The sequence below is a fragment of the Serpentinicella alkaliphila genome (assembly GCF_018141405.1).
Lineage (GTDB): Bacteria > Bacillota > Clostridia > Peptostreptococcales > Natronincolaceae > Serpentinicella > Serpentinicella alkaliphila.
Genome location: NZ_CP058648.1, coordinates 2,125,771 through 2,152,587 on the forward strand (window position 1 = coordinate 2,125,771; position 26,817 = coordinate 2,152,587).

Annotated in this window: 31 protein-coding genes and 3 pseudogenes; 25 read left to right on the forward strand and 9 right to left on the reverse strand. The window is 33.2% G+C overall.

Annotation, left to right across the window (positions count from 1 at the left end; translation table 11 throughout):
• Positions 1–18: 18 nt before the first annotated feature.
• Positions 19–540, reverse strand: a pseudogene (locus HZR23_RS17115) (tyrosine-type recombinase/integrase); the annotation flags it as partial.
• Between the two features lie 50 nt (positions 541–590).
• Positions 591–836 carry a site-specific integrase gene (locus HZR23_RS17120; protein ID WP_249536673.1) on the reverse strand — a complete coding sequence of 82 codons (246 nt, stop codon included), beginning with the start codon at positions 834–836 and terminating at the stop codon, positions 591–593.
• Between the two features lie 61 nt (positions 837–897).
• On the opposite strand from HZR23_RS17120, the gene HZR23_RS10810 reads away from it, so the two are divergent.
• The 7 genes from HZR23_RS10810 to HZR23_RS10840 all read left to right on the forward strand — a co-directional run bounded on the left by HZR23_RS10810 (position 898) and on the right by HZR23_RS10840 (position 7,842).
• Complete coding sequence (locus tag HZR23_RS10810; RefSeq protein ID WP_213050238.1) at positions 898–1,230, forward strand: hypothetical protein; 333 nt, start codon at positions 898–900, stop codon at positions 1,228–1,230.
• The gene (locus HZR23_RS10815) at positions 1,208–2,095 is read left to right on the forward strand and encodes a prenyltransferase/squalene oxidase repeat-containing protein (protein WP_243098310.1); all 888 of its coding nucleotides are present in this window, start codon (positions 1,208–1,210) and stop codon (positions 2,093–2,095) included. The genes HZR23_RS10810 and HZR23_RS10815 overlap by 23 nt, the downstream gene beginning before the upstream one ends.
• Before the next feature lie 793 nt (positions 2,096–2,888).
• Positions 2,889–4,133, forward strand: coding sequence for a DDE-type integrase/transposase/recombinase (locus HZR23_RS10820; protein ID WP_213050239.1), 1,245 nt, complete (start codon positions 2,889–2,891; stop codon positions 4,131–4,133).
• A gap of 1 nt (position 4,134) precedes the next feature.
• Complete coding sequence (locus tag HZR23_RS10825) at positions 4,135–4,941, forward strand: ExeA family protein (RefSeq protein ID WP_213050240.1); 807 nt, start codon at positions 4,135–4,137, stop codon at positions 4,939–4,941.
• A 578-nt stretch (positions 4,942–5,519) separates the two neighbouring features.
• Complete coding sequence (locus HZR23_RS10830) at positions 5,520–5,945, forward strand: GNAT family N-acetyltransferase (RefSeq protein ID WP_165913808.1); 426 nt, start codon at positions 5,520–5,522, stop codon at positions 5,943–5,945.
• A gap of 522 nt (positions 5,946–6,467) precedes the next feature.
• Positions 6,468–6,803, forward strand: a complete 336-nt coding sequence (locus HZR23_RS10835) for a cupin domain-containing protein (RefSeq protein ID WP_132849891.1) — start codon at positions 6,468–6,470, stop codon at positions 6,801–6,803.
• A gap of 301 nt (positions 6,804–7,104) precedes the next feature.
• Entirely contained in the window at positions 7,105–7,842 is a 738-nt protein-coding gene (locus HZR23_RS10840) for a class I SAM-dependent methyltransferase (protein WP_132849890.1), read from the forward strand.
• Between the two features lie 428 nt (positions 7,843–8,270).
• Here HZR23_RS10840 and HZR23_RS10850 read toward each other — a convergent pair.
• From HZR23_RS10850 to HZR23_RS17130, 3 genes and pseudogenes are all read right to left on the reverse strand, one after another.
• Positions 8,271–9,146: pseudogene (locus tag HZR23_RS10850) on the reverse strand (IS91 family transposase).
• Positions 9,147–9,248: 102 nt separating this feature from the next.
• Positions 9,249–9,770 (reverse strand): annotated as a pseudogene (locus HZR23_RS17125) (tyrosine-type recombinase/integrase); the annotation flags it as partial.
• A gap of 50 nt (positions 9,771–9,820) precedes the next feature.
• Positions 9,821–10,084, reverse strand: a complete 264-nt coding sequence (locus HZR23_RS17130) for a site-specific integrase (protein ID WP_132849866.1) — start codon at positions 10,082–10,084, stop codon at positions 9,821–9,823.
• Positions 10,085–10,489: 405 nt separating this feature from the next.
• Here HZR23_RS17130 and HZR23_RS10865 point away from each other — a divergent pair, with 405 nt between their 5' ends.
• Both HZR23_RS10865 and HZR23_RS10870 read left to right on the forward strand, forming a co-directional pair.
• Positions 10,490–10,882, forward strand: coding sequence for a DUF6608 family protein (locus HZR23_RS10865; protein WP_132849865.1), 393 nt, complete (start codon positions 10,490–10,492; stop codon positions 10,880–10,882).
• Positions 10,883–11,178: 296 nt separating this feature from the next.
• A complete protein-coding gene (locus HZR23_RS10870) occupies positions 11,179–11,754 on the forward strand; it encodes a GNAT family N-acetyltransferase (RefSeq protein WP_165913805.1) in 576 nt (191 codons plus the stop codon).
• Positions 11,755–12,532: 778 nt separating this feature from the next.
• On the opposite strand, the gene HZR23_RS10875 is transcribed toward HZR23_RS10870, so the two are convergent.
• Together HZR23_RS10875 and HZR23_RS10880 are read right to left on the reverse strand one after the other, a co-directional pair.
• Positions 12,533–12,844, reverse strand: a complete 312-nt coding sequence (locus HZR23_RS10875; RefSeq protein WP_132849863.1) for a type II toxin-antitoxin system RelE/ParE family toxin — start codon at positions 12,842–12,844, stop codon at positions 12,533–12,535.
• Positions 12,837–13,103, reverse strand: a complete 267-nt coding sequence (locus tag HZR23_RS10880) for a type II toxin-antitoxin system Phd/YefM family antitoxin (RefSeq protein WP_132849862.1) — start codon at positions 13,101–13,103, stop codon at positions 12,837–12,839. The genes HZR23_RS10875 and HZR23_RS10880 overlap by 8 nt, the downstream gene beginning before the upstream one ends.
• A 330-nt stretch (positions 13,104–13,433) precedes the next feature.
• Here HZR23_RS10880 and HZR23_RS10885 point away from each other — a divergent pair, with 330 nt between their 5' ends.
• The 3 genes from HZR23_RS10885 to HZR23_RS10895 all read left to right on the forward strand — a co-directional run bounded on the left by HZR23_RS10885 (position 13,434) and on the right by HZR23_RS10895 (position 14,767).
• Positions 13,434–13,703: a type II toxin-antitoxin system Phd/YefM family antitoxin gene (locus HZR23_RS10885; protein ID WP_132849861.1), complete on the forward strand. Its 270-nt coding sequence runs from the start codon at positions 13,434–13,436 to the stop codon at positions 13,701–13,703.
• Positions 13,693–14,013: a type II toxin-antitoxin system RelE/ParE family toxin gene (locus tag HZR23_RS10890; RefSeq protein ID WP_132849860.1), complete on the forward strand. Its 321-nt coding sequence runs from the start codon at positions 13,693–13,695 to the stop codon at positions 14,011–14,013. The genes HZR23_RS10885 and HZR23_RS10890 overlap by 11 nt, the downstream gene beginning before the upstream one ends.
• Positions 14,014–14,296: 283 nt before the next feature.
• Entirely contained in the window at positions 14,297–14,767 is a 471-nt protein-coding gene (locus tag HZR23_RS10895) for an EFR1 family ferrodoxin (protein WP_132849859.1), read from the forward strand.
• Between the two features lie 216 nt (positions 14,768–14,983).
• On the opposite strand, the gene HZR23_RS10900 is transcribed toward HZR23_RS10895, so the two are convergent.
• On the reverse strand, positions 14,984–16,468 hold the full coding sequence (locus HZR23_RS10900) for an IS1634 family transposase (RefSeq protein WP_213050242.1): 1,485 nt from the start codon (positions 16,466–16,468) through the stop codon (positions 14,984–14,986).
• A 295-nt stretch (positions 16,469–16,763) separates the two neighbouring features.
• Between HZR23_RS10900 and HZR23_RS17135 the strand changes: the two genes are divergently transcribed.
• The 9 genes from HZR23_RS17135 (at position 16,764) to HZR23_RS10935 (ending at position 22,756) form a co-directional block, all read left to right on the forward strand.
• Positions 16,764–16,916: a hypothetical protein gene (locus HZR23_RS17135; protein ID WP_249536674.1), complete on the forward strand. Its 153-nt coding sequence runs from the start codon at positions 16,764–16,766 to the stop codon at positions 16,914–16,916.
• Between the two features lie 9 nt (positions 16,917–16,925).
• The gene (locus HZR23_RS10905; protein WP_249536675.1) at positions 16,926–17,924 is read left to right on the forward strand and encodes an IS110 family RNA-guided transposase; all 999 of its coding nucleotides are present in this window, start codon (positions 16,926–16,928) and stop codon (positions 17,922–17,924) included.
• Positions 17,925–18,159: 235 nt separating this feature from the next.
• Positions 18,160–18,423: a 4Fe-4S binding protein gene (locus HZR23_RS10910; RefSeq protein ID WP_132849644.1), complete on the forward strand. Its 264-nt coding sequence runs from the start codon at positions 18,160–18,162 to the stop codon at positions 18,421–18,423.
• A gap of 277 nt (positions 18,424–18,700) precedes the next feature.
• Positions 18,701–19,360 (forward strand): hypothetical protein, encoded by a 660-nt coding sequence (locus HZR23_RS10915; protein ID WP_132849645.1) that lies wholly within the window; start codon positions 18,701–18,703, stop codon positions 19,358–19,360.
• A 272-nt stretch (positions 19,361–19,632) separates the two neighbouring features.
• A complete protein-coding gene (locus HZR23_RS10920; protein WP_213050243.1) occupies positions 19,633–19,773 on the forward strand; it encodes a hypothetical protein in 141 nt (46 codons plus the stop codon).
• 685 nt (positions 19,774–20,458) lie between these two features.
• A complete protein-coding gene (locus HZR23_RS17140) occupies positions 20,459–20,863 on the forward strand; it encodes a reverse transcriptase family protein (RefSeq protein WP_243098291.1) in 405 nt (134 codons plus the stop codon).
• A complete protein-coding gene (locus HZR23_RS17145) occupies positions 20,856–21,179 on the forward strand; it encodes a reverse transcriptase domain-containing protein (protein WP_243098292.1) in 324 nt (107 codons plus the stop codon). The genes HZR23_RS17140 and HZR23_RS17145 overlap by 8 nt, the downstream gene beginning before the upstream one ends.
• Before the next feature lie 261 nt (positions 21,180–21,440).
• Positions 21,441–21,872 carry a reverse transcriptase domain-containing protein gene (locus HZR23_RS18065; protein ID WP_408641308.1) on the forward strand — a complete coding sequence of 144 codons (432 nt, stop codon included), beginning with the start codon at positions 21,441–21,443 and terminating at the stop codon, positions 21,870–21,872.
• Positions 21,873–22,297: 425 nt separating this feature from the next.
• On the forward strand, positions 22,298–22,756 hold the full coding sequence (locus tag HZR23_RS10935; protein ID WP_132849646.1) for a hypothetical protein: 459 nt from the start codon (positions 22,298–22,300) through the stop codon (positions 22,754–22,756).
• A gap of 428 nt (positions 22,757–23,184) precedes the next feature.
• On the opposite strand, the gene HZR23_RS18070 is transcribed toward HZR23_RS10935, so the two are convergent.
• Positions 23,185–23,316, reverse strand: a complete 132-nt coding sequence (locus tag HZR23_RS18070; protein WP_132849658.1) for an AbrB/MazE/SpoVT family DNA-binding domain-containing protein — start codon at positions 23,314–23,316, stop codon at positions 23,185–23,187.
• 1,202 nt (positions 23,317–24,518) lie between these two features.
• Here HZR23_RS18070 and HZR23_RS10945 point away from each other — a divergent pair.
• The 4 genes from HZR23_RS10945 (at position 24,519) to HZR23_RS10960 (ending at position 26,770) form a co-directional block, all read left to right on the forward strand.
• Positions 24,519–25,007 carry a flavodoxin domain-containing protein gene (locus HZR23_RS10945; RefSeq protein WP_132849647.1) on the forward strand — a complete coding sequence of 163 codons (489 nt, stop codon included), beginning with the start codon at positions 24,519–24,521 and terminating at the stop codon, positions 25,005–25,007.
• 412 nt (positions 25,008–25,419) lie between these two features.
• On the forward strand, positions 25,420–25,683 hold the full coding sequence (locus HZR23_RS10950) for a hypothetical protein (RefSeq protein ID WP_132849648.1): 264 nt from the start codon (positions 25,420–25,422) through the stop codon (positions 25,681–25,683).
• A 102-nt stretch (positions 25,684–25,785) separates the two neighbouring features.
• Positions 25,786–26,196 carry a hypothetical protein gene (locus HZR23_RS10955; RefSeq protein WP_132849649.1) on the forward strand — a complete coding sequence of 137 codons (411 nt, stop codon included), beginning with the start codon at positions 25,786–25,788 and terminating at the stop codon, positions 26,194–26,196.
• A gap of 103 nt (positions 26,197–26,299) precedes the next feature.
• Positions 26,300–26,770 carry a YbaK/EbsC family protein gene (locus HZR23_RS10960; RefSeq protein ID WP_132849650.1) on the forward strand — a complete coding sequence of 157 codons (471 nt, stop codon included), beginning with the start codon at positions 26,300–26,302 and terminating at the stop codon, positions 26,768–26,770.
• Positions 26,771–26,817: the final 47 nt, after the last annotated feature.

A 26,817-nucleotide genomic window follows, 5' to 3' on the forward strand; every position in this document is an offset into this window, starting at 1 on the left:
CTTTGGATGTCAGCCATATTATTCACCTAATGTATTCATAGGACTGATAACATTTAAAATATCCTTGTTGGTCAAATGAAGATAAATACTAGTGGTTTGAATATTAGTATGACCAAGAAGCCTTTGAATATAGATAAGATCAACACCAGATTTAAGAAGATGAGTAGCAAAGCTATTCCTTAAAGAATGAATAGAAACATCCTTAATAATACCAGCTCTATTCCTAGCATCACGAAAAACAGCCTGCAAAGTACGAGTAGACAAAGGAGCTAAAGTTAACTCATTAGGAAATAACCGATCAGTAGGGCGATATAGCTTAAAATATTCACGAAGAATTAATAAATTAGAATTACCTAATAAAGAATAGCGGTCCTTATTACCTTTAGCACCACGAATATGAATTTGCATATTAGAACTGTCAATATCAGAGACTTTCAGATTACAAACTTCACTAACCCGTAGTCTAGCAGAAGAGGTAGTCATTAAAATTGCTTTGTGCTTTAAATTTGTAGTTAAATCGAATAATTTTTTGACTTCATCTTTAGATAAAACGACAGGAAGTTTTTTAGCTTTTTAACCCTAGGAACGTTTTACATATTCCAATCACGACCCAAGGTTGTTTCAAAGAAAAACTTAATAGCACTGTAGGCAGTATTAACAAAAGAAGAGCTTAATTTTCTAACAGTAATACTGTGGAATAAATAATCTCGAATATCATCCTCGGTAAGTAATCCAGGAGGTTTAGCAAAATGCTTAGACAAGTGAGATACGTTGGTATTAGGACTATATTCCTTTAAAGTTAAATCCATTTTCATTTTTTCTAATAACTGAGACATAATAAAACTCCTTTACAAAATATTTTTGATTCAATATCATCGTAAAGGAAAATGCAAAGTAATGTCTAATAGATATATTCAAAGGAAAAAATGGTTTTTAAAAGCCACCGCGATTAGCGGTTTCGTTCAACAAGCCATTCCCGCAAGGGTGCTTTGTGGGCACGTATTCAGGGAAAGGTCAGAGCACCACACCTTCTCACTGGGTGCAAGCACCGCCAAGGGGTATTCATTTTTGGTCGAGTTCGAAGGTGTCGGGAATGGCAGGAACGTTGACACCACAATGCCAAACAGGACTTTGGAGTCAATTGATTTATCTGATACTATTAAATACAGATGTAATAAAGTTAATTATAGGAGGGATCGATTTGAAAATGTTAAGTCAGGCTTGTTTTGATCAAGCGAGGCAATCGATTATGAAATATGGGAGACCTTTAGAAAAAGCTACTTTAAGAAGATATTTTAGTAAAGGTCCAGAGCAAGATATATTGAATGAGTTAAAAAAGTTTCAAAATGAAGATGGTGGTTTTGGTCATGGAATAGAATCAGATTTTAGGTTGCCTCTTTCTTCGCCAATGGCTACTTCCGTAGGGATAAGACTTTTATCCTCCTTAAATGAACTAGAAGAATCAAAAGAGATGATAAAATCGGCAATAGGCTACTTAGAGACATCATTTGATAAAAAAAGGAATGGTTGGTTTGCTGTCATTAAAGAAGTAAATAATTTCCCTCATGCTTCTTGGTGGCACTTTAACGAAGAAGATAGCATGACAATAATAGATAGGAGTTGGGGAAATCCATCTGCAGAGATACTGGCTTATCTTTATAAGTATAGGAATTATGTAAAAACTTTGGATATAGATAGCTTAGTAGAGTATGCAATCAATTACATAGAAGATAAACAAGAATTTAACTCGGAAAACGAACTTTTCTGCTACATAAAACTATATGGAGTATTACCTGAGGAATTACAAAAGAGACTGGAAAAAAGAATTAGCTTTGCTATAAAGCAAGTCATTGTATACGATGAGCAAGAATGGCACGAGTACGTTCCAAGGCCAATTGAATTTGTAGAAAAGATAGATAGTAATAGATTTGGAGTTTTAGAATCAAAGTTAAATGATAATCTAAACTTTATCGTTGGACAACTTGAATTAAATGGACAAATTAATCCTCCTTGGGGTAAAAGCTATTATGAAGGTGATTTAAAAGAAGTATACAATGAATGGATAGGAGTATTAACTCTGAAAACCTTGGTATAGAACGGCATTTTATGTGCAACTCAATTGACAAAATCTATTTGAAATAAATAAAGGATAAACATCAAGTAGTTGACTAAATTCTTGTCAACCTATTTAATGGTTATCCTTTTTATGTTATTATTACAGTCTATATTTATTTAGAAAGAAAGACAGAAGTCTCCTCTACCACAATTCAACTTCTGTCCCCATAAAACAATATTATGATAACTCTAATTACAGATAAAATCAATACATTTAATCAAATTTCATATAATAAATTTCTTGATACTATAAACCTCTACCAATTATCTTGCTCCTGTACCTTGTCTGGCTGCCTTATTAAACATGGTTACTATAACCGTTCTATTAAGACACCCGAAGGTTTCATTACACTGTCCATTTTGCGCATGAAATGTAAACGCGTGGCAAGACGCATGCCATATTCCCTAAGTTTATCGTTCCTTACTCCCAAATACTTCTTAATGACCATATATCAATGATAAGAGCATATATTTCCAATGATTCATTTGAATCCATTATGACTACCAATGAATATATAGATGAAAGTAACATCAGATATGTTATCAGTATGTATTTAAGGTACTGGAAGGAAGCTCTTCGCTTTCGGATTTTCTATTGCCGATGATATCGTATCCATCATAAGACACTGTCTTTCTACATTCAAACGGCAGTTTATGCAGATTAAATGCATACCAAATATTATATTTACATAAAACCACATAAGCCTGTTTTACCATTTGTTTTTTATATTCTAAACTCTAAATATACTTTAAATAGAAGGAGGATTTTAAAGATGAATGATGAAGCAAGAAGAAATATTGCGCTTTTTAGATACGGGATCATCGCTCCAATAGTAAGTGGAACCTACGATGAAGATAAAAGTATAAAAGAGTTTTTTTCTGATACGGCTAAAAAAACCTATACCAATCCAAGAGGTGAAGATACAAAAATTTCTGCCTCAACTCTTGAACGGTGGTACTACAGTTATAGGCAAAGTGGCTTTGATGCCCTTATTCCACAACGAAGGCGTGACACCGGACAGCCCAGAAAAATTGACGAAGATATAATGGAGCAGGTTCGCTTTCTAAAAAAGGAATACCCACGAATACCTGCAACTTTAATACATCAGAAGTTAATTGATAATGGCACCATAAATAAAGGTGATATATCTCTCTCCACAATCAATAGATTTGTAAATCAAATTAAAATTGAAAATAAATATACAGGTAACAAAGATATGAGGCGATATGAAAGAGCCCACATAAATGAAGTATGGTGTGGCGACAGTAGTGTTGGTCCTTATATTAAAATAGATGGAACAAAAAAACGCACCTATATCATTGCACTACTTGATGATGCTTCAAGATATATTGTTGGAATTGATATCTTTTTTAATGATACCTTCATAAATCTTATGTCTATCATGAAAACAGCTGTCACAAGATTTGGAAGACCAAAGATTTTAAATTTTGATAATGGATCATGCTATAAAAATAAACAGATGGAACTTCTAGTTGCAAGGATAGGTTCAACCATAAATTACTGTGCTCCATACACTCCAACCAGTAAAGCGAAAGTAGAAAGGTGGTTTAAAACATTGAAAGATCAATGGATGTCTCAGCTAAACATGAGTGATTACTCATCTATTGCTGAACTTCGTGAAGCCTTACTAAACTATGTTAATCATTATAATCAGAGCATACATAGTTCTCTTAACGGGTTGTGCCCCCAAGATAGGTTCTTTAATGAATCATATCTTATAAAAAGATTACCTGAAGAGTTGATTGAAACAACATTTCTTCTTGAGTACGAGAGGCGTGTATCTGCTGATAACGTAGTAATGATAGATGAAATTGAGTATGAGGTGCCTTATCGTTATTCAAAACAGAAAGTTACCTTAAGGTATTCACCTGACCTTAGTAAAATCTATGTAGTTGACAAGCATACCGGTGAACTTACAGCTATAAAACTGTTAAATAAGCAGGAAAATTCACTGATAAAAAGAGAAAAAGTAAAATTTACGGGAGGCAAATATTAAAATGATCGATTACATTAGCAGATATGGGCTTGACTTTAACCCATTCATAAAGAACACAAAAGATATCGTAGTGGAGACATCTGAATACAATGAAATAATCTACAGGCTTAATTATCTTTTAAACAATAAAGGTTTCGGAGTAATTACAGGTGGTCCAGGACGGGGTAAGACTACAAAGCAATTAGAGTGGGTTAATGGGCTTAATAACTCTTTATACAAGGTTATATATACTTCACTGTCAACACTTACAGTGAGTGAGTTCTACAAACATCTGTCATCAGAACTAGGCCTTGAGCCAATGCATAAAAAAACAGACAACTTTAAAAATATACAAGCAGAAATAAACAGGTATTCCATTGAGAAACGTATAACCCCAGTAATAATAATAGATGAAGCTAACTACATCAACAATGCTGTACTTAATGACCTTAAAATGCTTTTTAATTTTGATATGGATTCAAAAGATAGAGCCGTAGTTATTCTTGTAGGCTTGCCTCAGCTTAATAATACTTTAAGATTAGTTGCTAATGAACCATTAAGACAAAGAGTTACTATAACTATAATCTCGATAGTCTCAAAGAGAGAAGAATCACTTTCTTATATAAAAGGAAAACTTTCGGGTGCAAAATCTACTTTGGAAATCTTTAACGCCAATGCACTAGAAGCTATAATAAATGCATCAAATGGTATACCAAGACTTATTAATAAGATATGCAATTCAAGTCTTATTATTGCTAATAGCAAAAATGCCAATATAGTAGATTCTGACATAGTAATGCTTGCAGTAAATGAAATTGAATTAGGATAATAATAAATCCATGGATGTCTTTAAAGATGTTCATGGATTTAAGCGAAATAACATATAACTTAACCTTATTTATTGTGATTATGTTCCATTAAGTACGTTGAATAATGTAAAGATTGGTCTTAAAGTAAACATTAAATAAAACGAAGAAGTTAACCGCATTTAATTTGAAGAACAACACCTTGGTAACTTTAAATCAATTTGAAAGGATATCTGCATAGTTGGTTGTGGCATCAACTAACAAGCCCATTCCCGCTAGGGGTGCAAGAAGCACGGTCAGGGAGCAAGTCTTTGTAGGCACCGTCATGGAGGAGGGTCAGGCACCACACCTTCTTACAGGGTGCGAGCACCGCCAATGGGTATTCCTATGGGGTACAGTTCGAAGGTGTCGGGAATGGCAGAAACGTTAGATAACATAGACTGCAATGCCACACGTCCATGTGCGAATTTCCACGGGTATAAGTATCAGGAGTTTTTATTACTGTCGTATACATTTGAAATGTGTTGTAATTAAGTATATATTATGGAGGCGTAGGAAAATGAACATTCGCAAAGCAACCCTTGACGATATCGACATACTTATGAAACTTCGAATAGATTACCTGTTAGCTGACAGAGGTAATTTGATAGAAGATGAAGAGAGTGCAATACGTTCACAGTTGACAACATATTATGTAAAACATATTAACCATGATTTCATAGCGATTTTAGCTGAAATAGAAAATAAAGTAGTGTCAACAGCATTTCTTGCAATATCAGAAAAACCTGCAAATCCAACGTTCATTACAGGTAAAACGGGCACTTTGCTCAATGTTCTTACATATCCTGAGTATCGCAGAATGGGGATTGCCAGAAAGGTTATATATCAAATAATTGATGAAGCAAAACAATTAGGTGTGTCTTCAATTGACCTTTCTGCTACACAGGATGGAAAGGCATTATATGAAAAACTTGGCTTTACTGAAGTAAAATCTAAATATACCTCAATGAAATTACAGCTTGTTTAATTTGATATTAGCTGGCTAAATGAATACATTTTTTATTTATTTTTAGTTCTTTCCAAATGTAAAAAGTGTGATTATTGAGAAAGGATTCGAGGGATTTATCTGGAGGGCGCTCTAGCGTCCTTTAAGTTGCTGGACAGCCTACATCATCTAACAATACATTTGCATAAATGTGTTGGAAGCACGTTTATAAGGAGAGGTCAGAGCACCACACTCTTCTCACTGGGTGGCAAGCACTGCCAGGGGGTATTCCTATAATGTCCAGTTCGAAGGCGTCGCAAATCCGGGGACGTTATATGTCATTCCTACTAAATGCTATTTTGGCAAGTAGAATTATGAGAAAGAAGCAAAACAATAAAATAATCTATATAGTGTAGCAGATTGCAAGAATAAAATGAACGTTATCTTTATTAAGCAGTATTGGGAACTTAACCTATACTATAGTATTTATTTTTCGTGAAGTTTTGGTGTAAGGATTTATTAATCTCAAAAAAATTTAAATATGAGGTTGGAAGGAGTAAAAACATGACAACATTATTTCCTAAACCAATTACTGAGTTGCCAGAGGCAGATATACCAATTAATGGTATTAAAGCATATCTGTCACAAGGAGAAAATCATCAGATAATATTTATGAAGTTTGCAGAGGATGTTGATTTGACAGAACATTCACATGAAGAGCAATGGGGAATAGTTCTTGAAGGCAAGATAGAATTAATAATAGATGGCATAAAAAATACATATTCCAAAGGAGATAGGTATTTTATTCCTAGCGGAGTAAAGCATTCAGGTAAAATATTTGCTGGATATGCAGATATGACGTTTTTTAATCAAAAGGATAGGTATCAGGCAAAAAGATGATTTGATTTAAGTATGGTACATATAGTGCAACTGAAAAATTCTTAAGGTGAAAACCAGTGAAATTAAAGAGATTAGAGGCAATGGAACAACATATAACAATGCATTTGCATAAAGGTGTTGGAAGCGCAGTCTAGGGTAAGTTCAGTGCACCACACTCTTCTCACTGGGAGCGAAGCTCCGCTAAGGGGTATTCCTATGGGGTCCAGTTCGAAGGCGTCGCAAACACGGAACCGTTATACGAAATTAAGTGCCATGACATGCTGCGGTTACCTAATAAAAATTATAACACTGGAGGTAGAATATGAGTAAAAAAATGAAAAATTATGGAATGTTACTTATGGATTATTTTAACGGACACATAGATGCTAAACAAATTCTAAAAAGAGATGATGGTAAGTTGATAAATATCCCTATAAAGATATACTTTAGGGACTATGATGAACTGATGCCATCTGAAAGAAATTTTTTTCATTATTGCAAAGGGGAAGTTTTGTGCATTGGCGGAGGCACTGGTGTACATAGCCTAATATTGCAAGAAAAAGGTTTTGATGTTTTGGCTATAGATATATCAGAAGAAGCCTGTGAGATAATGAAAAGAAGAGGAGTTAAAAAGGTTAAGTGCATTGATTTTTATGAATTTGATGAAGGACAATATGAAACAATTGTTTTATTGGGTAGGAATATTGGTATGGTTGGGACTTTAGATAACCTTGAGAGTTTCCTTAAGCATCTAAAATGTTTCATAAAAGAAGATGGACAAATTTTGCTGAATTCAGTTGATCTTAAAACAGCTTGTGATCAAGATGATTTAAAGTATATGAAAATGAATGAAGAAGCCGGAAGATACTACGGAGAAGTTAAGTATAGAACGATTTATGATGATAGAGAAGGAGACACGTTCAACTGGTTATATTTGGACAATGTTATACTGAAAGAATATGCATCGAGCGTTGGAATGGATTGTGAAATCCTAGAACAAGATGATGCTGGAAACTATCTAGTAAGACTTACTAAGCATACGCACTTAGACTTCGTATAACATTTAGTGTGTATCAGAAGTTGAGCATAAAAAATCTCGCTTTAATAACGAGAATTCAGAGCTCAATTTCTGATACACCTTGTTGAATGATAGCCGCGTGGGTATTTACAAGCTATGGAGATTCAATTGATTTTTTCTTTTAAAATATGATTTCCTCATTAAAATTTGACCTAAGTTTAGTGGATACAACTTGAAAACTCAGCATGATCTATCTTTAGATATGATTGATTCCTCTTAGCTTTATTATAATTTAATACTTTTTTTAAATATATGCTTTTATAGCATATAACCTTTTTTGCAATGAGGACATAAGTGAATATCACTACCCATCATTTTAATAAGTATCTCAGCAGAGGTTAGTAGTAATTTAACCTTAGGATGAACTTTACCAGTTAAAAGTGTAATTAATTTTTTACACGATTCTAAGGCTATTTTTTTGTTCTATTACATAATATTCCAAAGTGATGGATTTTAACAAATCTAGGTGGAAGAACATGAAGAAGAAAACGTCTAATAAACTCCAAAGCATACAAAGACATAAGCTTCTGTTTGCCACCATCTTTGTAGTCCTTCTATTTAAAAGTAACCATATCATTTTCAACCTTAACAATACGATGATTAGAGATAGTGACACGATGGGTATAATTTCCAAGGTATTTCATGATATGACTAGGCTTTTTAAAGTTAGGCTTAGAATCGACATTCCAAGGTATAGAATATAAAAAATCAATAAGCTCCTGAAACTTATTAGGGTTTTTTAAATAGTCGATATCTCCAAAGAAATTTAGCTCATTATTAGCATACAACCGTTTAAGATAAAAGAGAAATTTACCACGAAATACCTTTCCGAGGACCTTAATATGGATAAAGAATTTCTTTTTCGTTTGAACAGATTTAGTAGAATTCATAGCTAAGCCACCACCAGGAATAATACAATGAAGATGAGGGTGAAATATAATGTTTTGTCCCCAAGTATGTAAAATAGAAGAAAATCCAATACTAGCACCTAAATGTTTAGGATCACTAGAAAGTTCCAAAAGAGTTTCAGAAGCAGCTTTAAACAAAAGATTATATATTTTCTCTTGGTTAAACAGAGTAATTAAGCGTAGCTCTTGGGGAAGAGTAAAGACTACGTGAAAGTAGTGAATAAGTAGCAAAGATTGCTCTTGCGTATTTAGCCACAGTTCTCTTTTAAAATCTTGACATTGAGGGCAGTGTATATTTCTACAGGAGTTGTAGGAAATGATTTCATGACCACATTCTCTGCAAGTATGAACATGGGCATTATGGCAGAAGTGCGGCAGGTCTCAATAGCTTTCATTACCTTTGATTGATTAATAGTTACCCCATATTTTTCTCGGCACAATGCTCCATACTTATTAAAGATACTTTGGATGTCAGCCATATTATTCACCTAATGTATTCATAGGACTGATAACATTTAAAATATCCTTGTTGGTCAAATGAAGATAAATACTAGTGGTTTGAATATTAGTATGACCAAGAAGCCTTTGAATATAGATAAGATCAACACCAGATTTAAGAAGATGAGTAGCAAAGCTATTCCTTAAAGAATGAATAGAAACATCCTTAATAATACCAGCTCTATTCCTAGCATCACGAAAAACAGCCTGCAAAGTACGAGTAGACAAAGGAGCTAAAGTTAACTCATTAGGAAATAACCAATCAGTAGGGCGATATAGCTTAAAATATTCACGAAGAATTAATAAATTAGAATTACCTAATAAAGAATAGCGGTCCTTATTACCTTTAGCACCACGAATATGAATTTGCATATTAGAACTGTCAATATCAGAGACTTTCAGATTACAAACTTCACTAACCCGTAGTCCAGCAGAAGAGGTAGTCATTAAAATTGCTTTGTGCTTTAAATTTGTAGTTAAATCGAATAATTTTTTGACTTCATCTTTAGATAAAACGACAGGAAGTTTTTTAGCTTTTTAACCCTAGGAACGTTTTACATATTCCAATCACGACCCAAGGTTGTTTCAAAGAAAAACTTAATAGCACTGTAGGCAGTATTAACAAAAGAAGAGCTTAATTTTCTAACAGTAATACTGTGGAATAAATAATCTCGAATATCATCCTCGGTAAGTAATCCAGGAGGTTTAGCAAAATGCTTAGACAAGTGAGATACGTTGTCCAAATAAGTTTTTTGGGTATTAGGACTATATTCGTTTAAAGTTAAATCCATTTTCATTTTTTCTAATAACTGAGACATAATAAAACTCCTTTACAAAATATTTTTGATTCAATATCATCGTAAAGGAAAATGCAAAGTAATGTCTAATAGTATATATTAAAGGAAAAATTTGGTTTTAAGCCATCGCGATTAGGAGTTTAGTTCAACACAATGCTTCCACTGACGGGCGGTGGGGCAATCGTTTGGGGAAGCCGCCCACACTCCGTAAGCCAACCGAGTCGGCAGCTACATTAGCCGACCCAAAGGGTCCCCGGCATGAGTACCTGTAAGGCTTAGGGGCGTAGGAAGCACCCGTCCGTTATATGCCATCCTTGAACAAAGATAGCTGAGGCATTGGGTAAAGAGTAGGGATGTAATGATGTTCATAATTTCTGTATTAAGTATAACAATGACTATTTGTACTAAGTGAAGGAGAAGGAAAATATGAAAAGAGAAATAATAAACCAATTAAAACCCGGATTTATACTTTTCTGTGTTATTTATGCAGTCACAACACTATTTAGTAGTGCTTTGCTACTATACCAAGGACAGCCAACAGATACCAATTTACATATACTGAATAGAGGTGCTGTGATATTGATAGCTGTCATAACAATTATACTGTTTGAAAAAATAAAGCTTAAAAGTAAAGTGCTATCATATTTTGTACCTTATGCCATTTCAATGGGAATTGTGTTTTTGTATGTGTGGATATCAGGATTTATTGAACCATTACATCCAGATGCGTATCGAGATATTTTTCTTAATTTTACGTCAGTAACGATTTGCGTAATAATTGTAATAACGATTAAAGATAGGTTGAAAGAAAAAAGGTAAAAGAGAAAAAGATGAGTATAAATTAATTTGGATAATTTGTAGTATCTTCTAAAGATGTCATTAAGAAATTAGAAAGGAAAGTATTTAGTGGTTATAGAGAGTGTAGAGTTAAAGGACAGCATATAACAAGTCATTCCCGCAAGGGTGCTGGTGGCACATGTTTAGGGAAAGATCAGAGCACCACACCTTCTCACTGGGTGTGAGCACCACCAAGACGCTATTTCTATGGGGGCCAGTTCGAAGGCGTCGGGAATGGCAGAGACGGTATCGGCACGGGAAAAATAAGGAGAATGAAAATGATTAAAGGACAACAAGTATCTATTGAGCCATCAAAACTAACAGATAAAAGAAAAGTATATGAATGGTTATGTTTATCAGAAACAGCTAAGAGCCATATGGGACCACCTAATTTCGATGATACCCCAATACCAAGTTGGGAAGAGTATAGTGAGGATTTTAAAGATTATTATTTTGACGGCTCGAAACCAAATTTTGGACAGTTATGGATTATAAATGATGGAAATCAAGAAATAGGAGCAATATGTTACTCGTCAATCCATTTAAAAGGCAAGAACGCTGAACTTGATATATGGATGAGGACTGAAAAGAACTGTGGAAGAGGTTTGGGTTCAGAGGCAATAAGTATGTTTTGTGAATATTTAATGAAAAACTATGAAATAGAGAGATTTATCATTAGACCATCAAAAAGAAATGTACGTGCAGTAAGAGCATATGAAAAAGCCGGATTTATGAAAGTTTCAGATGAAGATAAGCAGAAAGTTGTAAAAGAGTATTTACTTGATGAATATTTAGATATCTATGGACAAGGTGATTATGGAATAGGTGATGATGTTGTTTTGGTAAGATATTAAGGATTCGTCATCCTTCACAAATTCTGAATAACGGTGCATATAAAAAATATAGTTTCTTTTGGTATTTCTTTAACACAAGATTGTTACGTAAATACCTAGGAAATGGTGTTACAACTATAGCTTTATATCTTGTTAGTAGTTTACTCATCATTGTTGGGTTTTTATTATCTAAAGGCATAGTTCAGTAACATTTACATACGTTGAATTTAAACATAAATACAATAGAAAGTTAGATTATGTTTTCCATAAGGAATTATTATCTGCTTAACAACTTTTTTGCAAAATCTTACTTTAGCGATATCTTTTCTTTTAAATATGGCACAAGAAAGTGAAATCTGTCAATAGAAAATGGAACAAAGGGTAATCCTTTTAAAGTTGAGGCGATAGGGAATAAACTAGATATTAAGCCAGGGGAAGAAGTGGTTCTTAAAGTTTTTGCTCCGATAGAAATGTATAAATACAACGAATTGTTAGTTATTGATACACCAAGATTAGAAATGAAAGGGTACCTAAATGAAGTCGGTTACAATAATATGTTTCATGGCACAATATATTAAAAAAAGGTTTAGTGGCAATAGAAAGAATGGTACTAACAGGACGGCATCTAACAACGCATTTGCAGAAGCACGGATTAAGGGAAGTCAGAGCACCACACTCTTCTCACTGGGTGCAAACACCCCAAGTGGATATTCCTTTGGGTTGGGGTCCAGCTCGAAGACGTCGCAAATGCGGAGACGTTAGATGACAATTCTCTCCGTCGTTTTTCTGGGGTTTAGGTTTATAGAAAGGTTTTATAGTTTGTTTTATATGAGACAACTCTCATTATTTCAATCACTTGTGAGGAGTCATCTACAAGGTAAAATACTATGTAGGAGTCGGTAATTAAAATTCTATAACCCTTTGACTTTAGATAAAAATCTCGAGGGACTGTTCCTAGATAAGGGAACAATGATAGAGCTCCAATTGATTCATTTATTTTATCGACAAGTTTAATCGCAGAAGGAGGATCATCAATCGAAATGTAGTCTAAGATACCAATGATGTCCTCCGTAGCAGTGGGATAATATATAATTTTAAATAGGTTAGACATGGTATTTACTCCTTAAGGATTTAATAAATTCTTCATGAGTAATAGCAGGAGCATTATTAGTTTTTTCAGCTTCTGCAACAGCAAGTTTTTCATATAAATCTAATTTTGCTTTAATTTGTTCGAAGTATGCTAAGCTCATTACTACCAAGTCGCCCTTTCCGTTTTTAGTAATGTATATAGGCTCAGCTTCCTTATGGCAGGCTTCAGATATAGCATTAAAATTATTTCGTAAATCAGAAATGGGAAGAATTTTTGGCATCAATATCACCTCAGTATATTTATTATGATTAAATTATATCATAATTATGATATGTAGTAAATGGAAAACGAAACATTGTAGTAGCATTAGGAGTTAATTGAGAATCATCATCTAACAATGTGTTTACAAGGTGCTAAAAGAAAGTTTTTTGGGGAGGCCAGCGCACCACATCTCTTCACTGGGAGCAAAGCTCCACCAAGTAGAAGGGTAAATAGGTCCGGTTTAGGGACGTCGTAAACACGGAACCGTTAGACGACAAACTATATTGAAATTGATTATATATCTATATTTTGATATAATATGCATATGATAAAATGGGAGGTGCATATTATGCCATCAATAAGACCTAGTTCTGATTTAAGAAACAATTATAATGAAATATCTAAATTTTGCAACGAGTTTAATGAGCCTGTTTATATAACAAAGAATGGGAAAGGTGATTTAGCCGTAATGAGTATTGAAACATATGAGAGACTTGTAGGCAAATTCGAACTATATAAACTATTAGAAGAGGGAATGGAATCTATGGAAAAGAAAAGAGTAAGACCATTCGCAAACGCTATAGAAGATATACGGGAAGGCCTAAAAAATGAAAAATAATAATTATAGTATAGAAATTACTGAACCTGCAGAAGCTGATTTACATCAAATAGCAAAATATATTGCAATAGAGCTATTGGAACCAAAATTAGCAATGAAAGTACTAAATACTATTGAAAAGGCAGTTCTTAGTCTAGAAGAAATGCCTTTTCGACATCCGGTAGTAAACGATAATAGACTGTGTCAATTAGGAATTAGGCAAGTAATTGTTGATAATTACATAATATTTTATGTCATTAATGAAAAGAAAAAACTAGTAACGATAATTAGAATTCTCTATAGAAAAAGAGACTGGTTAAATCTATTGTAAAAGTTGCCAAAAATACATAAATAGAGCTGAAACTTCTTATACGTTAATTTTTGCGTGAAGTTCATCGTCTAACAGTGCGTTTTCACAAGGGTGTTAGTGGCATGTGTAAAAGGAAGGGTCAGAGCATCACATCTTCTCGCTAACAGAGTCAATCGCTGCATTAGCCGACTTAAAGGGAGCACCCGGCATTAGCAGCTCATTGTAAGCTCGAAGACGTCGCAAATGCGAGGGCGTTCTATGAAATGCAGCGGAAAAGCTCGCCGTCTATGGATCATATTTAAGCATGAAGGTTTTTGAAGAAAATCAAATAACTTTGGAGGAAAAAATGAAGATATTTTATTTTTCAGGCACAGGAAATTCTTATCAAATTGCAAAAAAGATAAGTAACTCATTTGATGATAATGTTGAGTTGATTAGAATAAAAGACAATGACAACGTTGGAATCATTAAAGATAAAATTGTGAGTATAGTATTCCCCATATATTACTTTGGTTTGCCTGTATTAGTAGAAGAGTTCATTAGAGAAATTAATATTTCTGAAGATACTTATCTTTTCATTATAGTTACAAAAGGTGTTTCTCTAGGAGGTGGTGTAAAAACACAGCTAGAAAAACTATTTGAAGGAAAAAAGAAGTACAACTATTTTCAATATATAACAATGGGAGATAATTTTGTTCTTGATTTTTGGGATGCAACAAACAAAACTGAAAGATTAATTAGAAATAAAAAAGCAACAGCGAAATTATTAAAATAGCAAAGGCAATAAAGAATCATCAAAATAGAAAGAAGTATGCATTTATAGATTACTTTAATTTTATTACAAAAAACATACCTAGATACGGATATAACTCATACTCCGCTGAATGTATTTTAGTTTTAGATGAATTAAATTATCATTTTTAAAAAGCGCCCCTAATAAAGAAATCCTCAGGTATTTCTAGGTATTTCATAACGGTTTTGACATTGTCTTCTAAAGGTTTATGATATCCTCGATGAAGGATAAACCGTTAATTTTTACAGTAGACGTTGCAACTGAAAAAAATATTCTATAAATTGCCATAAGTGAAGGGCGATCCATCTTTATTTTACCAGGACCAACAATTGTTAATTTATCATTTTCTAAGCCTCTTCTTACAAGATATTCAGCTACACTTAATAAAAGCATTAGAATAAGTAACAGATAACCCAATGCCTCTACACGTCTAGGTGAATCAACAAAAAATGAGTTGACAAATTGAGGTGATTTCATGCTTTTTTCATCCTTGGTCACTGCAAAAGTAAAAGTATATTTTAAGCCAACTGTATCCTTGGAAGTATCTTGACTAGGTCTACCCCTACGCCTTATTTCTTGGCTTTCTATTTCTATAGACACTTTGTGATACTGGAGTTTATTTAACTCTTGGCGATTTAATTTATTAATTTCAAGCTGTGCATCTTCTAAACAGGCAAAGCTTCTTTGATTCATAGTTTTAGCTAGTTTTTCTAAGGTTTTGGATTCATTGAGAATACGTTTTTCAAGGGTCTTTGCTTTCTGAAACTTAAGTTTTTCTGAATAGCATACTGCCATCTTAAGTGGAATTCCTTGATATACACATTCAGTTTCATAGACACGGTAAAGTGATGGCTTTGTTGATGTTGGAACTTCAACAGTAGGAAGTTCATTAAGGTGTAGCCAGGCATATTCTAGTGCTTTTTTACCTTCTTTTATATTATCTGGCATACGTGTAATCAGCTCAATACCTAGGGAACGTGATTTTTGTAGGAATGCTTTTGTAAAAGCGGCACTATCAGCAATGTAGAAAAATTCTTCTTGTTCTAATTCAAACTGCTCCCGTAGCTGCACTGCGCGGTCTAGATAATCAATATTAGAATGCTTATCATCGGCATTACCGGATAACAAAAGTCCGTCAATGCAAATGCCTTGAGTTGTGCCCAAAGCAAACTTAATTTGTTTCTTATCAAAGCGCTTTTGTTTTGAGTAACCAAAGGTAATATCAACGACTCCTGCAGTACCATCACTTGTTTCATACTGTCCCCACATTACCTTTGAAGTAGTATCAAAGTTAATATTAGAAAGCTTAATGCCATAACGCTTGAAGGCACTTACTGATAACTCTGAGTACAAAGCTAAGCATCCTGCATCAACCATAGCATCTAGGAAGCCACCAAACCTATCATCATTAAGCTTATTTATATCAATAGGAATGCCAAAAATGGTTTCAAGATCAGTATTTTGAAAATATTCGTCCATTCGTGATAGAGGGTGATGATCATCTGCCATGTTGATTAGCATTAGTTGAGCCATAATTCCATAGGAAATATCAGTTGGGCGACCTTGATGTTGTTCTAAATGTTTATTAAAAATTGTATCCAAATTAACTTGTTGACAAAGACCAGCGATGAGTCCAGCTTTACCGTCATAAAATGATTTGATTTGGCCAAAATCAATCTTCATAAATTCACCTTGTATAATGAAAACATAGGGGAAGTCATTATACATTTTCCTTTCTAGATTATTTTCTATATAATCTTTATAGGCGCTGTGGATTAGTTTGTTCACCTACGGCAGCTGTCCCTATACAGCCGACTGTTTCTTTTGAGGCTATAACCACAGCTCTATGTTCATTTGTTAATTAGTTAGATAACGCTTTGACGTTTTATATATAGCAAGGATACATTTAACATAGGGTTTGTGGAAACATAGCGTACTATATTTAAGGAGTTGATTACTATGTTATTTGTGGGCATTGATGTTGCCAAAGCTAAACACGATTGTTTGTATCTTAGACTCTGATGGTGTTATTCATACTAATTCTTTACGTATTTCTAATTCTAAGGAAGGTTTTGATACCCTATATTCTTCTATCCTTTCTGCTCTTACTCCAAGAGTATTAACAACGTAAAAATAGGACTTGAATCAACAGGTCATTACAAAGACAAATATCACAAATTATCTGTATTCCAAAGGCTTTCAGGTCACCATCCTAAATCCATTGGCTACTAATCTTTTCCGTAAGGCTCAAACCCTTAGGAAAACTAAAACAGATAAGACCGACGCTAAGGTCATTGCAACTATGCTCTTTACTGATGAATCTAAATCCTATTCACCAGTATCATATCAGATTCAGGAGCTAAAGTCACTAACAAGACACCGTCATAGAATGGTTAGTTACCGTTCTAGACTTAAACTTTCAGTTAGTCGCTTAATAGATATCATTTTTCCTGAATTGCCAAGCTTATTTTGGTCTATACACCAAAGTTCCAGCTATGCATTATTAATTGAATTACCAACCCCCGATAGTATTTACAACTGCAATCTGACAAAGTTGACAAACCTAATAAGAACAGCCTCTAAAGGTAAATATAGCAAAGAGAAAGCAATTGCTTTAAAAGAGCTTGCTATCAAATCTATTGGGTCAAGCAATCGCTCTCTGACCTTCGAATTACAACAAACTATTCGCCTCATACAATCTGTACAAACAGAAATAGATGCATTAGATAATCAAATTAAATTAGTCGTACAAGAACTCAATACCCCACTCATTACTATTCCTGGCATTGGATATACTCTAGCTGCCATTATATTAGCTGAAATTGGTCATATTGATCGTTTCTCCAACCCAGCTAAACTTCTTGCATTTGCAGGTATGGATCCTTCTACTTACCAATCTGGGACTTACAATGCATCTAAAACTCCAATGGTTAAGAGAGGCTCTACATACCTTAGGTGGGCTATTATGCAAGCATCTAGACTTGTTGCTATGCGCGATAAAGTCTTTAGTGATTATATGGTCAAAAAGCGTTCTGAAGGCAAACACTTCAATGTTGCCAGATGCCATGTCGGTAAAAAGTTAATTAGGGTAATTTACTACCTCCTAAAAAACAATACTGCATTTGTTCCACAAGTCTAATTTAATCTATTTTTTTCAGAGCAACTGAGTTGCTCTGTTTGTCATGCATTTTTTTGTAATAGATGTCTTTAAAATTATTTTCTTCATGACTTCTTTAAATACGAAATTTTTCTTGACTTCATATAGTTAGTCTCGAATATATTAATATATACTTATTCGAGATGAAATTCAAAAATCCTTTTTGTATATTTATGGAAATTAAAATATTTACTTGGTAAATTTAGTTAGGCGGAAAATGAGATATAAAACATATAAACAGAATATTTATTTGAAAGGTAACTTCTTTGTTGTGGATAAAAAACAATGTATTCTTTGTGAAAAATGTGAGAAATCATGTCCAGTAAATAATATTAAAATAACTACTAAAGTAGAGTGGAAACATGAAAAATGTCAGATGTGTTTAGCGTGTTTTCATTGTTGCCCCCGAAATGCTGTTAAATATGAAAACAAAGCAAAATGTATAGATACAAAAAATAAAACACAATATTGTAATTATTAGGTTTAGAACGGATCATGATACTTAGAATAAAAGGGCGGTCGTTAGTGACCGATCTATTCTTCGAAGTCCGCTATATTACATACATAACAATGCATTTGCATAAAGTTGCTGGAAGCGTTGTTTAGGGAAAGTTCAGAGCACCACACGCTTCTCAATGGGAGCGAAGCTCCGCTATGGGGTATTCCTTGGGGCCCGGTTCGAAGGCGTCGCAAATGCGGGAACGTTATCTGAAATTCTCTAATTATAAAATAAAGTTTTGTAAAAAGGAGATCTATTGATGTCAGAGAAAAAGGAATTATTGAAAATATATTATATTTATATAGGATTATTTGCTCTTACTAATATTGTGAGTTCAATAAGTATTACTTTGATTGATGGGAAGAAAGCATTAATAACTGGAATTATTTGGGTAATTGCAACGATTCTAATATATTACTTTCTTATCAGCAAAAAAGAGAGTTTGATTATCATTTACTCGACTATTAATGCTATTTTAACTGGAGTTGTAATAAGTTCTTATTATTCAATAAAATTAGCATCTCCATATAACCCATTAATACTTGTGGTCATGTTTGCAATTTCAATGTTGCTAAATTATAAATTTCTAATAAAAATAAAACAGAAAAAAACTTTTATAAAGAATAATATTATAGCTACAACGATAGTCATTATCATTTCTGTGATTGTTTGGATTGTTTATAGCTTGTCAGTAGGAAGTAGTCTATTATTTATGAATGTTATATATTTATGCTTTAATATTTCACTTTTTAGAGCTATAGATAAAGATTATATATATATTAGGATATTAGGTAATGCATCTATGCTAATGTTTGGGGGAATTTTGTTTTTTGTAATTCAAGCATTAACAGAAGGAGAAGGAATTGATATCTTTGTTGATAGTTGGTCAGAAAATTATAACAAGAAAAGAATTAAATGATATTTGGTGTATCGAAAGTCGTTGAACTTCAGACAAGTGCATTTAGAGGATTCTATTTATACAAGTAACATAGATTGACAGCCTAATAGCGTGCTTCGGCACGAATACTCAAACACATTGTTGAACGAAACCGCTAATCCCGGTGGTTTTTAAAAACCATATTCACCTATAATATATACTATTAGACATTACTTCCCCTTTTCCTTTACGATGATATTGCAATAAAAAATATTTAGTAAATGAGGTTTATTATGTCTCAGTTATAAAAAAAAATGAAAATGGATTTAACCTTAAAGGGATATAGCCCTAAAACCCAAAAAACTTATTCGAACAATGTATCTGACTTACCTAAGCAATTTGCTAAATATCCTGAGTTACTTACTACTGCCATTGTAAGTAGCGAATTTAGTTAAAATGTTACTCCATTCTTAATCTGAAACTTGGTTTTTCATAACAGGTACCCCCTTAGAAATTTATACCTGTTATTATAGTAAAAGTGATAAACTTAAACTAGACGTGGATACATTAGGAATTACAGAGCACCACTTCCCTTCACCGGGAGGAAAACTCCACCAAGGGGTAGGTTTATCGGATCCGGCTCAGGGACTTCGAAACACAAAACCGTTAGTGCGCCAAGTAAAGCTTGGCATTTCTTACAGGGTGAGAGTCCCTGTCAGGCAAGGTCTAGCCAACTACCTGTATCGAGTGTTGCACCGATGCTAGCGACAGCAAAGGTGAAGCGTACACAGAGAATCAAATAGGCCATAGGGGAGACCGTAATCCCTGAAGCATATTCAGCCCCGTAAATCGTGTTCCTAGTAAAATAGGAAGAATGCAGATGACGACGTGTTTAACGTTACGGAAGTCAATACAAGAGAATCGTTATTGGTGAGATTCTTGAGGGTCTGTCGGGGTCATAGAACATGGCATGTATGAAGAGGATATCAGGAACTTAGGAGGACCTGTAGGTTCCAGCAACTGCTGGTAGACCTATCCAACCGAAAAATAGGACGGTCAATGACACTACAGGGTTCGGATCAACTCATAGTATTTTAAGGTTGGGAGAGCCCACTACATGGGGAATAGGTTGACAGAAATATGTACTTCGTAAAGGAAACATTAGCCGGACATGTAGGGCTGGACAAACTAATGCAAACCTCACTGCGAGGAATAAGGCAGAAGGCAAAACAAAATAAAAAGCATAGATTTCAAAACCTGTATCAACTACTAAATGAAAATACTTTGACAGAATCTTGGAGGAAATTAAACAAGAAGGCCTCAGCTGGTGTTGATAAGATAACTGCTAAGGAGTTTGAGTTAAATCTAAAGGAAAATATCAAAGAAATTACCAGTAGTTTAAAGGATAGAAGATATCGTGCAAAACTAGTTCGTAGAGTTAACATACCGAAAGGAAACGGTAAAACCCGTCCACTTGGTATTCCGACAATATCAGATAAACTAGTTCAAAAGGTCTGTCGCCGAAATATTAGAAACTATTTATGAAGAAGATTTTCTAGATTGTAGTTATGGATATCGTCCCAATATAGGGGCGCATCATGCGATAAAAGACCTAACTAAAGAGCTACAGTTTAATAAGTATAGCTATGTAGTAGAAGCTGATATAAAAGGGTTCTTTAATGATATTGACCATGAATGGTTAATTAGGATGATTGAAGAAAGAGTACATGATAGTGCTATACTAGGCTTAATCAGAAAATGGTTAAAAGCAGGGGTGCTTGACGTCAATCAGCAAGTGATACATCCAGCAACTGGAACTTCTGAAGGTGGATTATGCAAAGTTGATGATTATGCAAAGTAAACTCTGCAAAGCATTGAATTGTATAGTGTTTCGAAGAATTTACTTAGCATAATATCCTAAGCTGTTTTTAAGTGAAAAGCTTAGGAAGTATCTTTTTTACTTGTTTCAGTCGTATATTTTTCTAAATTCTTTGAAAAATTGTGCTTTGCCTTATATCTCCAAGTGGAACATTATGCAAAGTAAAATTACAATGACATTTGTATTTATAAGGATTTGAGGTGTTTACTTTACATAATTACTTACTTTGCATAAGGTGGTATCATTAGTCCGATTCTAGCAAATATATATCTGCACTTTGTTCTAGACTTATGGTTCCAGAAAATAGTAAAGCCTAGATGTGAAGGAGAGGCATACCTTTGTAGATACTGTGACGATTTTGTATGTGCCTTTCGATATAAGAAGGATGCAGAAAAGTTCTACGTAGCACTAGGTAATAGATTAGGAAAATTTGGACTAGAATTATCCAAGGAAAAGACCAATATCATTAGCTTCTCAAGGTTCCGCAAGGAAGAAAATACTCATTTTGATTTTATGGGGTTCGAGTTTAGAAGGGATGTATCCCTTAAAGGAAAAGATATTATTAAAAGAAGTACTTCCAAGAATAAACTAAGAACTTCCTTGTTGAATTTCAAAGTATGGTGCAGGGAGAGTCGAGATAAGAGAATGAGGAAAATAACTGAGGGGATATTATAACTACTACGGATTGATTGGAAACTACAAAAGTCTATGGAAATTCTATACTATAGCTATGGGGATATTATATAAGTGGCTAAATAGACGAAGTCAGAGAAAGAGCTTCAACAGGAGTGAATTCACTAGACTAATGAAACGGTATGGAATATTAAAGCCAAGGATTTTAGAGAGTGGAAATCAACAGTTAGAATTTCAATTTTGACTTGCTGAATTACGGAACCGAATATTTCTGAAGATCCCGGTGCGGTAGTTCCGCACACCGGGATCTGTGCGGGTGCGTCGGGTAACTGGCGCGTCTACCGTGACTGTGATAGACTAATGGAATTTTAGAGTGTATTTATAGGGACGTATTAATTATAGTTTAGAGTATTTAAAATTGCTATAAGTTAGCAAAGATTATTTATATAACAGAAAGAGGTATATTTATGAAGAAGCCTAAATATAAGAGTGACGTATACGCATTCGTATTTTTGTCTTTAGGACTAGGATTTATTTTCTTTGGTTGTTTAAGCTTTATAAATATTATAAAACCGACAGCATATTCATCTGTGCAAGACCCGATTTTGGCAGGCCAAATATTTTGTTTTTTGGGAACAACTCTTTGTGTTATACAATCAGGATTTAGAATTTTTAGCTATAAACAAGAAAAGTTACATCGTGAGTTAATTTCAAAGGGGACTAAAACTGTTGGTATAATAGAAAAAATATCTTTACAAAAAGGGATAACATTTGTGAAAAAATCACCATTTATAGTTTACTATACCTATTTATATAAAGACAAAATATATCATAACAAAAGTTGCTTATTATGGGATAAACCAAATTTAAGTAAGGGTGATAAGATTAATATTTTTGTTAATGACATTGGGCAATCAACATTCTAATTATAGTATTTATTATGAGCATAATATTAAGTTGTTAAAATTATAAAAAATTATGATGGATGGCTGATTTTGACGAAATTCAAGTTTCAGAGGTTAGAGTAATCACCTGATAATAAAAATGCTTTGAAAAGGGTCGATAGAAATGTTATCAAGGAATTTTATAACAGTATAAATGGTTGTTTTATCTGTTTTTTAAGTTCTTTTTTTACACTATTTGGTATAATTACTGTGTATACATGACTATTTAACCTTCTTGAATTAATGGATCATTTAAGTCTTTAAGAGTAGAAAATTCACCATTGTTGATTTCATTTTGAGTTTCGTTTAGGGCACTAGCTAATTCTTTTTTTTCGTTCAGGCATTCTAGTAGCTTAGTTTTTTTGAATACCCTTGATTAATCAGATCTCTTATTATTAGACCTTCTAAAATTAGAGGAGATCTTTTTTTCTAAGTATTAATCTACCCTGTTCATCAACATAAACAATAAGGTTATCTTTAGGGCGAATATTAGCCTTTTTTCTTAACTCTTTAGGTAATGTAATTTGACCACGTTCATTTATTTACACAACAAACATATATAACCATCCTTTTGTAATTCATAATTTAGAATACTGATTTTCTGATTATATTATATCTTGTTTTGCTTGATGTGTTGTTTACAGCATCCCACATCTATTCAACCGAGAGCGCAGCTCTACAAAAGCTGAGGGTAAGTGGATCCGGCTTAAAGATGTCTCAAACACAGAATCGTTAGTTGAAAATACAAAATACGGGTAGGATGTAGAGTCAATGGTTTTGTCTCTTGTTACTGAACAACAGATGTAAATGTTTCGGAAAAGGGATATGAAATTAGATAAAAAAATTAGAGCAATCTTTATTGGTGATGTTAGGTTTGATCGGTGTCCTGTTTTTGAGCTAAATATGGAAACGAACTATTTTGAGATGTTAGTCGATAAATAATTTAGATATGAGAAAGTATGTGTAGAGGAGGATGATGATTTTTTGATTTTCACAGTGGAAAATGACAGGACAGACAGTCTTAGTTGAGAAGTAGTTCTATGTATGACCAATAGTAATACTTTTATTAGGAGGTGTAAAGTTATACTAAAGAACTAGACATGTTCTAGCATCAAAGCACAAGCCATTTCCATAAGGGTGCTGATGGTCACTTAGTGAGAAAAAGTTCAGAGTACCACACCTTATAACTGGGTGACAGTAACTCATGGGGTATTAATTGGGGTCCAGTTAGAAGGCGTCGTGAATGGCAGAAACGCTATCTATAACGCCCTTTGTGACTGAGGATTTTAAAATTATTTTTATTTTAAAAGTAGAAGTGATATATAACAACAATTGAAAGAGCAATAAATTCTATTGGCAAGATTAGAAGATGTAGCTCTAGAATTAGTGGTTTCTTCTAATAGAGTGGATGACTTAATTAAAAGAAGAGCTAAAGAAATACTGAGAAATAATAAGCTTAAATAAGAATAGTGGAATTATTAAGGATAGCAGATTTTAATATTGATGAGAATGCTGAGGAGATACCTATATAATATATAGACTCTTTTGTTCATTAAAAAGGTTTTTAAATAGCAAATTCAAATTTATAAGACACTTGGTAAACAACCATATCTACCGGGAAGGTGCTTTTATAGGGAGTATGAGGCTATAGCTGGAGATATAATTAATAAGGATACAACAAAACTTAAAACAGGGCAGATGGGATGTTTAAATAGTTTTAACTATTTAGAGAGGAGCAGAACATATGAAGTCCTTAATTATTTACTGTTCTAGCTATAAAAATAACACTGAAAAAATTGCACGAGTGTTTTCTGAGAAAATGGATTCGGAGCTAATAAATATAAAGGATATTACTGATGTGAATATAATTAGTTACAATTTGATAGGATTTGGATCCGGAGTATACAAGGAGAGCCTGTCACCAAAACTATTTGAATTAGCTGAAAAGCTGGACTTAAAGAACAAAAATGTATTTGTATTTTCAACCAGTGGTATTGGGATGACATTCTATAATAAAAAACTAATTAAGCTATTAATGGCAAAGGGAGCTGTAAATATAGGTAGCTTCGCATGTAAAGGTAACTTTATAGCACGAGAATTCTCCAATAATAAGCTGTTTGATTATATAGGTAGATTATCACAAGGGCATCCAAATGATAGAGACTTTAAATATGCAGAGAGATTTATTGAGAGGGTATTAGATTCACTAGAGAAGAACTCTAAAAATAAATGAAGCTTATGAAATTGATTATAAAATGTATGTTTTAAAGGATATAAAAAGCTGGATGGGTTATAGCATGAAGAATAGTATATAAAGGGGAGTTGTATAGGGTTTGTTATGGAGTCAGAATTAGAGAATAAATATAATATTTTGTATTCCTTATTATATTTATTGGATCGATTATTTCAACAGGGAAAATATCAAAGTTTTATATTTTAGAGGTATTATGTTCTTATCGGATATATTTAATTAGTGGTGGGAGTGCAAGTAATTCTGACTACTCATATTGTACTTATTGATTTATACATGATATTTGCTAATCATATAGTTGAGACATTTTCGTTGGAGTCTCAAACTATGTAAGCGAAAAAAAACCGGAAATATTAAAAGAGCAATACTGTTGATTTAACCAAGGAGGAAGTACATGCGTATATCCAAACTATTTATAAATTTTATAGTTACTTTATTCGCTATTCAATCGTTGTCAATTTCTTTACTACTAATAACTAGGCACCTAGGGTCAGGATTTGTTATTGGTAAAGTAGGCACTGTTGGTTTTATGGATTTCTTAGTACCACTGGTTCTTATTTTTTCTGTATTTTATTTTTATAAAGCAAGAGTAGAACCTATGCTATACATTTACATATTAGGTAGTTTTTGGGTAATGTTTAATTTTGTTTTTTTCTAGACTTAATCTTTGATAGGAAACAGTAGTATTATAAGTATATCACTTATTGAAATTCGAACAAACAATGAATTCATATTTTACGATGAAAAGCGGAGGGCATTTATGACAAATGAAACTGAAGTAGAAAAGGTAATAAATAAATTTTATGAAATAATTTCTGGTAAAGCTGAAGACGGGAGGGATTGGTGTGAATTCAGAAGATTATTTTACTCTGAAGACTCCTCCTTAACTTCAATGAAGTATAATAATAAGGAATGCATTACAAAACCTTTAAATGTTGAAGAATATATAGTAGTTTTGAGAAATTTTCTAAAGTCTAAAGACTTTTATGAGTATGGATTTAACTATGAGATTAAGGTATATGAGAGTATTGCAAATGTTTATAGCGAATATGCAGCTAAACCTAATAAAGAAGACACAGAAATAATTAAACGGGGAGTAAATATAGCTCAGTTTATTTTTAATGGACTGACATGGAAAATACATAGTATGTTATGGCAAGACCAGGTTTAATTACGATTTAATCTTTTCTATTACTGGAGAATTACCTAAAATCATAGTTATATAAGAAATAGGAATCTTAACAAATTTAAAGATAATAAGAGGAGAAGCAAAGATGGCTATTGAAAAAGTTAAAGAATATTTTAAACAATGGAGTATGGAGGATAAGATATTAGAGTTTGATGTTTCAAGTGCAACTGTGGAACTAGCAGCAGAGGCGGTTAAATGTGAGCCTAAAAGAATAGCAAAAACTTTATCATTCTTTGTGAATAATACGTGTGTTTTAATAGTTACTGCAGGGGATGCAAAAATAGATAATTCAAAGTATAAACAACACTTCGGTACAAAAGCAAAAATGTTAACAGCGGAGGAAGTCGTTAACTTTACAGGCCATGCTATAGGAGGAGTTTGTCCATTTGGAGTGAAGGATGGAGTTGTAACATTTTTAGATGTTTCTCTAAATAGATTTACAACAGTATTTCCTGCATGCGGCAGTAGTAATAGTGCTATTGAGTTGAGCATAAATGAACTAAAAAAATACTCAAATTCAAAATCATGGGTAGACGTATGTAAAGATTGGAAATAACAAATATGTAGTTATGTTTAATGACACATGTTTGTTAAGGAACTATA

Bases quoted from the DNA above. Each gene is read 5' to 3' on its own strand.
- HZR23_RS17120 (WP_249536673.1), bottom strand. From the start codon at position 836: ATGTCTCAGTTATTAGAAAAAATGAAAATGGATTTAACTTTAAAGGAA.
- HZR23_RS10810 (WP_213050238.1), top strand. From the start codon at position 898: ATGTCTAATAGATATATTCAAAGGAAAAAATGGTTTTTAAAAGCCACC.
- HZR23_RS10815 (WP_243098310.1), top strand. From the start codon at position 1,208: ATGTTAAGTCAGGCTTGTTTTGATCAAGCGAGGCAATCGATTATGAAA.
- HZR23_RS10820 (WP_213050239.1), top strand. From the start codon at position 2,889: ATGAATGATGAAGCAAGAAGAAATATTGCGCTTTTTAGATACGGGATC.
- HZR23_RS10825 (WP_213050240.1), top strand. From the start codon at position 4,135: ATGATCGATTACATTAGCAGATATGGGCTTGACTTTAACCCATTCATA.
- HZR23_RS10830 (WP_165913808.1), top strand. From the start codon at position 5,520: ATGAAACTTCGAATAGATTACCTGTTAGCTGACAGAGGTAATTTGATA.
- HZR23_RS10835 (WP_132849891.1), top strand. From the start codon at position 6,468: ATGACAACATTATTTCCTAAACCAATTACTGAGTTGCCAGAGGCAGAT.
- HZR23_RS10840 (WP_132849890.1), top strand. From the start codon at position 7,105: ATGAGTAAAAAAATGAAAAATTATGGAATGTTACTTATGGATTATTTT.
- HZR23_RS17130 (WP_132849866.1), bottom strand. From the start codon at position 10,084: ATGTCTCAGTTATTAGAAAAAATGAAAATGGATTTAACTTTAAACGAA.
- HZR23_RS10865 (WP_132849865.1), top strand. From the start codon at position 10,490: ATGAAAAGAGAAATAATAAACCAATTAAAACCCGGATTTATACTTTTC.
- HZR23_RS10870 (WP_165913805.1), top strand. From the start codon at position 11,179: ATGATTAAAGGACAACAAGTATCTATTGAGCCATCAAAACTAACAGAT.
- HZR23_RS10875 (WP_132849863.1), bottom strand. From the start codon at position 12,844: ATGTCTAACCTATTTAAAATTATATATTATCCCACTGCTACGGAGGAC.
- HZR23_RS10880 (WP_132849862.1), bottom strand. From the start codon at position 13,103: ATGCCAAAAATTCTTCCCATTTCTGATTTACGAAATAATTTTAATGCT.
- HZR23_RS10885 (WP_132849861.1), top strand. From the start codon at position 13,434: ATGCCATCAATAAGACCTAGTTCTGATTTAAGAAACAATTATAATGAA.
- HZR23_RS10890 (WP_132849860.1), top strand. From the start codon at position 13,693: ATGAAAAATAATAATTATAGTATAGAAATTACTGAACCTGCAGAAGCT.
- HZR23_RS10895 (WP_132849859.1), top strand. From the start codon at position 14,297: ATGAAGGTTTTTGAAGAAAATCAAATAACTTTGGAGGAAAAAATGAAG.
- HZR23_RS10900 (WP_213050242.1), bottom strand. From the start codon at position 16,468: ATGAAGATTGATTTTGGCCAAATCAAATCATTTTATGACGGTAAAGCT.
- HZR23_RS17135 (WP_249536674.1), top strand. From the start codon at position 16,764: ATGTTGCCAAAGCTAAACACGATTGTTTGTATCTTAGACTCTGATGGT.
- HZR23_RS10910 (WP_132849644.1), top strand. From the start codon at position 18,160: ATGAGATATAAAACATATAAACAGAATATTTATTTGAAAGGTAACTTC.
- HZR23_RS10915 (WP_132849645.1), top strand. From the start codon at position 18,701: ATGTCAGAGAAAAAGGAATTATTGAAAATATATTATATTTATATAGGA.
- HZR23_RS10920 (WP_213050243.1), top strand. From the start codon at position 19,633: ATGAAAATGGATTTAACCTTAAAGGGATATAGCCCTAAAACCCAAAAA.
- HZR23_RS17140 (WP_243098291.1), top strand. From the start codon at position 20,459: ATGTACTTCGTAAAGGAAACATTAGCCGGACATGTAGGGCTGGACAAA.
- HZR23_RS10935 (WP_132849646.1), top strand. From the start codon at position 22,298: ATGAAGAAGCCTAAATATAAGAGTGACGTATACGCATTCGTATTTTTG.
- HZR23_RS10945 (WP_132849647.1), top strand. From the start codon at position 24,519: ATGAAGTCCTTAATTATTTACTGTTCTAGCTATAAAAATAACACTGAA.
- HZR23_RS10950 (WP_132849648.1), top strand. From the start codon at position 25,420: ATGCGTATATCCAAACTATTTATAAATTTTATAGTTACTTTATTCGCT.
- HZR23_RS10955 (WP_132849649.1), top strand. From the start codon at position 25,786: ATGACAAATGAAACTGAAGTAGAAAAGGTAATAAATAAATTTTATGAA.
- HZR23_RS10960 (WP_132849650.1), top strand. From the start codon at position 26,300: ATGGCTATTGAAAAAGTTAAAGAATATTTTAAACAATGGAGTATGGAG.